Source organism: Streptomyces nanhaiensis, assembly GCF_046614825.1.
GTDB lineage: Bacteria > Actinomycetota > Actinomycetes > Streptomycetales > Streptomycetaceae > Streptomyces > Streptomyces radiopugnans.
Window position 1 is genome coordinate 1 of record NZ_JBKJFM010000240.1, and the last position, 5,475, is coordinate 5,475.

General features: G+C 70.1%; 5 protein-coding genes and 1 pseudogene. All 6 read right to left on the reverse strand.

The annotated features are described in order from the left end of the window. Positions 1 to 417, reverse strand: a pseudogene (locus ACLIYP_RS28920) (hypothetical protein); the annotation flags it as partial. Beyond that, a complete protein-coding gene (locus ACLIYP_RS28925) occupies positions 414 to 854 on the reverse strand; it encodes an acyl-CoA thioesterase (protein ID WP_412716047.1) in 441 nt (146 codons plus the stop codon). The pseudogene ACLIYP_RS28920 and the gene ACLIYP_RS28925, both read right to left, overlap by 4 nt. 6 nt (positions 855 to 860) lie before the next feature. Further along, entirely contained in the window at positions 861 to 2,525 is a 1,665-nt protein-coding gene (gene ettA, locus ACLIYP_RS28930) for an energy-dependent translational throttle protein EttA (RefSeq protein WP_093654368.1), read from the reverse strand. Positions 2,526 to 2,749: 224 nt separating this feature from the next. Further along, positions 2,750 to 4,186, reverse strand: a complete 1,437-nt coding sequence (locus ACLIYP_RS28935; RefSeq protein ID WP_412716048.1) for a Cys-Gln thioester bond-forming surface protein — start codon at positions 4,184 to 4,186, stop codon at positions 2,750 to 2,752. Between the two features lie 180 nt (positions 4,187 to 4,366). Next, positions 4,367 to 4,762, reverse strand: a complete 396-nt coding sequence (locus ACLIYP_RS28940; RefSeq protein WP_412716049.1) for a single-stranded DNA-binding protein — start codon at positions 4,760 to 4,762, stop codon at positions 4,367 to 4,369. Between the two features lie 159 nt (positions 4,763 to 4,921). Beyond that, entirely contained in the window at positions 4,922 to 5,260 is a 339-nt protein-coding gene (locus ACLIYP_RS28945; protein WP_412716050.1) for a hypothetical protein, read from the reverse strand. Positions 5,261 to 5,475: the final 215 nt, after the last annotated feature.

Below are 5,475 nucleotides of genomic sequence, written 5' to 3' on the forward strand. Positions count from 1 at the left end.
ACTAGTCGGCCGGGATGGTCCGGCGGAAGACACCAGTACTGCCTCCCCCTGCGGGGTGGGGCGTGGACCGTGGTTTCCGTGGATGGTCCGGGTCGGGCGCGCTGTTGGGTGTCTGAGGGCACGGCCGGTCACGGCCGCGGGCACGGAGACGGACCCGGACGCCTCGTCGACGCCCTCCAGCAGTTCTCCGGCGGAGACCGTCGCGTCCAGCTCCGCCGGCCCGGCCAGCCGGGCGGTGCGCACGGCCAGCACCTCGAAGCGGGCCGGGCGCGCGAAGACGCCCAGGACGCCGTCGCCGGCCGCCCGCAGCCGTACCGCCGCGGCCTTCTCCCAGCGCAGCAGCCGGCCCAGGAGGGCGGCCAGCTCGGCCGCCTCCCCCGGGTCGGCGAACACCAGGTGTGGGGGCTGTCCGCTCATGCGGCGGCGGCCCCCGTCGCGCTGTCGTCCAGGTACTCCTTGAGGAACGCCTTCTCCTCGTCGGAGAGCCGTCGCGGACGCTCGCGCTCCAGGTCGTAGGGGACCACGACCGTCGAGGCGCGGACGTAGACGGTGTCCCCCTCGCCGGGGCCGTCCTTGACCTCGTACTCCACCGTCAGCGAGGCGGCGCCGACCTTCGTCACCCACAGCTCGACCACGACCGGCTCGTGCCGGTGCACCAGCGGGCGCAGGTAGGAGATCTCGTGCCTGGCCACCACCGAGCCGCCGGTGAAGGCCCCCGACGCAGCCTGGCGGGCGAGCCGGAACATGAAGTCGATCCGCGCCTCCTCCAGGTACCTCAGGAACACGACGTTGTTGACGTGCCCGAAGGAGTCCATGTCGGACCAGCGCAGGGGGCAGGGGAATGTGTGGCGCACGCTTTCTCAGCCCCGCGTCAGCTTCTTGTAGGTGGTGCGGTGCGGACGGGCGGCGTCCGGGCCGAGGCGCTCGACCTTGTTCTTCTCGTACGACTCGAAGTTGCCCTCGAACCAGAACCACTTGCTCTCGCCCTCGTAGGCGAGGATGTGGGTGGCCACGCGGTCCAGGAACCAGCGGTCGTGGGAGACCACCACGGCGCAGCCGGGGAACTCCAGCAGCGCGTTCTCCAGCGAGGACAGGGTCTCCACGTCGAGGTCGTTGGTCGGCTCGTCGAGCAGGAGCAGGTTGCCGCCCTGCTTGAGGGTGAGCGCCAGGTTCAGGCGGTTGCGCTCACCGCCGGAGAGGACCCCGGCCGGCTTCTGCTGGTCCGGGCCCTTGAAGCCGAACGCGGAGACGTAGGCGCGCGAGGGCATCTCGACCTGGCCGACGTTGATGTAGTCCAGCTCGTCGGAGACGACGGCCCACAGCGTCTTCTTGGGGTCGATGTTGGCGCGGGCCTGGTCGACGTAGGAGATCTTGACCGTGTCGCCGATCTTGATGGTGCCGGAGTCCGGCTCCTCCAGACCCTGGATCATCTTGAACAGCGTGGTCTTGCCCGCGCCGTTGGGGCCGATGACGCCGACGATGCCGTTGCGCGGCAGGGTGAAGGACAGGTCGTCGATGAGGACCTTGTCACCGAACGCCTTGTGCAGGTGCTCGACCTCGACCACGACGTTGCCCAGGCGCGGGCCCGGCGGGATCTGGATCTCCTCGAAGTCCAGCTTCCGGGTCTTCTCGGCCTCGGCGGCCATCTCCTCGTAGCGGGTCAGACGCGCCTTGGACTTCGCCTGCCGCCCCTTGGCGTTGGAGCGGACCCACTCCAGCTCCTCCTTGAGGCGCTTCTGGCGCTTGGCGTCCTTCTGCCCCTCGACCTTCAGGCGGGCGGCCTTCTTCTCCAGGTAGGTGGAGTAGTTGCCCTCGTAGGGGTGGGCGCGGCCGCGGTCGAGCTCGAGGATCCACTCGGCTACGTTGTCCAGGAAGTACCGGTCGTGGGTGATGGCCACGACGGTGCCCTCGTACTTGGCCAGGTGCTGCTCCAGCCACAGCACGGACTCGGCGTCCAGGTGGTTGGTGGGCTCGTCCAGCAGCAGCAGGTCGGGGGCCTCCAGCAGGAGCTTGCACAGGGCCACGCGGCGCTTCTCACCACCGGAGAGGTTGGTGACGGGCCAGTCGCCGGGCGGGCAGCCCAGGGCGTCCATGGCCTGCTCCAGCTGGGCGTCCAGGTCCCAGGCGTTCGCGTGGTCGAGCTGCTCCTGGAGCTTGCCCATCTCCTCCATCAGCTCGTCGGTGTACTCGGTCGCCATCTGCTCGGCGATCTCGTTGAACCGGTCGAGCTTGCCCTTGATCTCCGCGACGCCGTCCTGGACGTTCTCCAGCACCGTCTTGGACTCGTCCAGCGGGGGCTCCTGGAGGAGGATGCCGACGCTGTAGCCGGGGGCGAGGAAGGCGTCGCCGTTGGACGGCTGCTCCAGCCCGGCCATGATCTTCAGCACCGTGGACTTTCCGGCGCCGTTGGGGCCCACGACACCGATCTTCGCTCCGGGCAGGAAGCTCAGCGTGACGTCGTCGAGAATCACCTTGTCGCCGTGCGCCTTACGCGCCTTGCGCATGGTGTAGATGTACTCAGCCAAGAGAAACCGTCCGGCAATCAGGGAGTGGGCAGATACACCCCATCTTGCCGCACCCCCGCGCTGGGACGAAAACGAGTACCGGGGCGACCTGCGTCACGGCCCCGGGCCGTGAACACCACGGACAAGGCCGTGTGCCGCCGCGGAGGTGCGGCGGCACACGGCCGGGTGGTCCGGGCGGATCAGGCGATCACGCCCGGACCGGTGGAGCAGGGTGGGGCGACGGCTCAGTCGTCGGAGCCGGCCGTGGCGGGCTTCTTCTTCCGGAGGAAGAAGACGGCGGCGCCACCGAGGACCACCAGGGCGAGGGCGACGCCCGCGATGATCGGGGTGGTGCTGCTGCTGCCGGTCTCGGCGAGGTTGCCGTCGGTGTCACCGGTGTCGCCGCCGACGGTGGCCGGGCTGGGCTCGGTGGAGGGCTTGGGGCTCTCCTCCTCGCCGCCGCCGTTGCCGCCGGTGGTGACCTCGGCGGTCTCGCAGTCGAGGGTGCCGGTGAAGGTCTCCTTGAAACCGTTCGGACCGGTGATCGTGATGTTGTACTCCTGGTCCTCCTGGACCGGGACGGTCACGGTCTCGGAGCCGCCGGCCGGGATCTCGTACTCCTTGCCCGCGAGGGAGAAGGAGAACGGCTCGTCACCCTTGTTGGTCGCGGTGACGTCCACGCCGCCCTTGGCGCAGTTCTTCTCGGCGGTCACGGCCGGGATCGGGCCCTCGTTGGCCCAGGTCGCGGTCGCGGTGGCGCTGACGCTGGAGCCGCTGGAGCCGGCCAGGATCTGGGTCTGGCTCGGGTTCTTCGGGTCGATGCTGGTGAAGGCGCGGCCCACCGAGACCTCGGTGCTGGCCTGCAGGGTCAGCGAGGCGGTGCCGGGCTCGGTGCCCTTGGGCACGTCGAAGAAGAGCTGGTCGCCCTCCTTGGCGGAGGTCACCACGTTGCCGTCCTTGCCGACGACCTTCACACCCGCGTTCGTGGCCTCCGCGCCGGGCGCGACGGTCACCTCCTGCGCGTTGGTGTGCACGGTGATCGGACCGAGCTTCTCACCGGCCTTGCCGGAGACGGCCGGCGGGTCGAGCGTGAGCGACGCCGTGGGCTCGGCCAGGTTCTGGGCGTTCTTCTCCAGGTAGTCGGCGAGCTTCTCGGCGTTCGCGTCCTTCGCGGAGACGTTCGCGTCGTCGGAGAAGCGCCAGATCGCGACCTGGGTGCCCGCAGCGGCGGTCTTCTCGGTGAGCTGCTCGGCACCCGCCTTGTTCGCGAGCGCGGCGAGGTCGTTCACCTGCGGGTAGGAGTTCTTCAGGATCCAGAGGATCCTGCCCGCGTTCTCGTTGTCGTGGAGCGAGGACTCGGCCCAGGAGGCTTCCTTGTACTTGGCCTCCTTGCGCGTCCCGGTGTTGATGTCGATGCAGTAGGTCTGCAGGGCGCCGCCGCCGTCGACCGTCATGTCGAAGAGGCCGGCACCGATCTGCTTGTCGCCGTCGTCGTGGAAGATGGCGAGGTGGGAGCGGTCCTTGTTCAGGCCTCCCAGAGTGGCGGTCGCTCCGCCCTTGTGCGGGGTCAGTTCGTCTGCGACGGCGGTCCCCGCGCCGGCGATCGCTCCTGCCGCCAGCATGCCCGTGGCTATCGCGGTGGCGGCGAAACGGGCGGGACCCCGTCCGCGTACAGAAATCATGGTCTGGTCGTCCCCTCGTCAACCCCCGTGTCTCAGGGGGTGATCGTAGGGAGCAATCGGAACGCGGTCCCCAGGAATACCGGACGTTACACACTCCGAGTCCCAATCGTTATCAGGGAATGCCGCAGGAGCGTACTCGCCGTGACATAAGGGCAGTTACCGGCCGGTTGCATGTAAGTGTCATGGACTGGGCGGCGGTTCGCCGACGGGAACGGCCCGCACGACGCGGTGGAACGACGATGTGCCGCGGGTCAGGTCGTGCCCGACCGCCGTCGCCTCGATCTCCGCCGACGTCCAGCGCTTTCCGTCGCGTTCGCCCTGCTGCACTCGCAACCGCCCCTGGACGAGCAGGGGTTCGCCGACGGTCACGGAGGCGGCCAGGTTCTCCGCGAGTCCCCGGAACGCCCACACCGTGTAGAAGCTGGTGTACGCGTCCGTCCAGCCGCCCCGCTGCTCGTCGTAGCGCCGCACCGTGGTGGCCAGCCGCAGCCGGGCGACCGGTTGTCCGGACGCCGTCGTCCTGGCCTCCACCGCCGACGCCGCGTTGCCGACCACCGTCACCATCGTCTCGTTCATCCGGGCCGCCTCCGTCCTCTTCCCCTTCGCTCCCCGTACGGGCCCGATGCTGCCCGCCCGCGCCGATGTCCGCCGCGGCCTGTGGAGTACCGCCGGGTTGTGGACAACCCGGCCATCCGGACGGGTGACGGTGGGGGATGCGCAGGACAGTGGCCGCCCTCAGGCCCGGTCCGTGCCGCCCGCCGCGATGACGTACTGCTCGCGCACCTCCCGGTACCGCAGCAGCTCGGCGGCCACCGGTTCAAGCACCCATGCCTGGCCCCAGCCGGTCGCCAGCCGCCGCAGTCCGCGCTCCTCCTCCAGCCCGTACGCCCGCGCCGGCCCCCGTGCCGCGATCCGGCAGCACCAGGCCAGCAGCGGGCCGCCCAGCGCACCGCCCGTCAGCAGCGTCACCGGCAGCCAGACGCCGCCCCACCCGGGCCCTCCGGCGATCAGGTCCACCAGCAGGTACAGACCGAGCAACTGGACGGCCAGCATCAGCCACTGCGCGCACGCCACCACCGTCCACCAGCGCGGCTTCGGCGGCCGGACCCCACCGCCCCCCGCCCCGCGGGTCCTGCCCGTTCCACGCCATCCGCTCCCGCCGCCCCCCTACGACGCATCGCCGCCCTGGCGGAAGCCCTGCGCAACACAGCGCCCCACCACCTCTCAGCCCCTCCCACCGGCCAGGTCAGCGCATAGACAGTGCCGATCCGTATTCAGGCCCCGCCGCG